We start from the raw sequence: 1,389 nt of genomic DNA on the forward strand, positions 1-1,389 counted from the left end.
TTCGATCCAGACCTCGCCCTTCTCGCGATGCCGAGCGCGATAAGTGATTCTAGCCTCTTCGGCTTCGCCGTTCCCCAACGCGGAGATCGTTTGCTCAACCCGGGCCAGGTCGATGCGGATGAGGCCGTTCGCCGCGGCCTGTCGATGGCGGCTGCGGCGATCTGGACGAAGTCAAAGGAATCTTGAGATGACCGTTCCCTTTCCGCCGATGAAGCGGCCGCTGGTCGCGATCCTGCGCGGCGTCAAGCCCGAGGAGACGGAGGCCATCGTCGGCGTGCTGATCGAAGCCGGCATGACCGCGATCGAGATCCCCCTGAACTCGCCCGATCCATTCCGCTCGATCGCAACGGCCGTGAAGCAGGCGCCTCCGGGCGTGCTGATCGGCGCAGGCACGGTGCTGGCCACCGCAGATGTCGATCGCCTCAACGACGTCGGCGGCAAACTGATGGTCTCGCCGAATGTCGACACGCAGGCGCTCGTGCGTGCACATCAGTACGCGATGGTGACGCTGCCCGGCGTGTTTTCGCCGACCGAGGCGCTGCTTGCCGCACGCTCCGGCGCATCGGGATTGAAATTCTTTCCGGCGAGCGTGTTAGGTGCCCCCGGCATTGCCGCGATCAAGGCGGTGCTGCCATCAGGCGTGATGATCGCCGCCGTCGGCGGCGTCTCCGACCAGAACTTTGCAGAATATATCAAGGGCGGCGTGACCGCCTTCGGGCTCGGCTCGAGCCTCTACAAGCCCGGCATGAGCGCAACGGATGTGGCCGCTCGCGCAAAGGTGACGATCGCGGCTTACGATCGGGCGATTGCGAAAGACTGAGCCGCCAATAAACAAGCCGTGATGCCGTCACCGTCGCGCGTTATCCTATCTTGCGTGACCAGCGAGATCAGGAGACCGATATGGCGATCAACAACGTGGCCGATCTGTTCGTGGCAACGCTCGAACAGGCCGGCGTCAAGCGCATCTACGGCATTGTCGGCGACAGCCTGAACGCCCTGACCGAGGCGCTGCGCCGCCGTGGCACGATCGAATGGATCCATGTCCGCCACGAGGAGGTCGCCGCGTTCGCCGCCGCCGGCGAAGCGGAGATGACCGGGAGCCTTGCGGTGTGCGCGGGCTCCTGCGGCCCCGGCAATCTGCATCTGATCAACGGGCTGTTCGACGCGCATCGCAGTCGCGTTCCCGTGCTGGCGATCGCCGCGCAGATCCCGACGGCCGAGATCGGCGGCGGCTATTTCCAGGAGACGCATCCGCAAAACCTGTTCCGCGAATGCAGCCATTATTGCGAGCTGGTCTCCGACCCGAGCCAGCTTCCCTTCGTGCTGGAGAACGCCATCCGCGCAGCCGTGGGCCTGCGCGGCGTCGCCGTCGTCGCCATGCCCGGCGAC

General features: G+C 65.3%; 3 protein-coding genes. All 3 read left to right on the top strand.

What is annotated here, in order from left to right; genetic code table 11:
- On the top strand, positions 1–186 hold a 186-nt coding region (locus MOV75_RS38140), incomplete at its 5' end, for a hypothetical protein (protein ID WP_247007996.1).
- A 1-nt stretch (position 187) separates the two neighbouring features.
- Entirely contained in the window at positions 188–820 is a 633-nt protein-coding gene (locus MOV75_RS38145; RefSeq protein ID WP_246932694.1) for a 2-dehydro-3-deoxy-6-phosphogalactonate aldolase, read from the top strand.
- A gap of 80 nt (positions 821–900) precedes the next feature.
- Positions 901–1,389: thiamine pyrophosphate-binding protein (locus tag MOV75_RS38150; RefSeq protein WP_247007997.1), on the top strand; the 489-nt coding region annotated here is incomplete at its 3' end.

It is taken from the genome of Bradyrhizobium sp. PRIMUS42 (assembly GCF_023006515.1).
Taxonomy (GTDB): Bacteria; Pseudomonadota; Alphaproteobacteria; order Rhizobiales; family Xanthobacteraceae; genus Bradyrhizobium.

Excerpts from the sequence above, each read along its gene's own strand:
- MOV75_RS38145 (WP_246932694.1), top strand. The coding sequence starts at position 188 with ATGACCGTTCCCTTTCCGCCGATGAAGCGGCCGCTGGTCGCGATCCTG.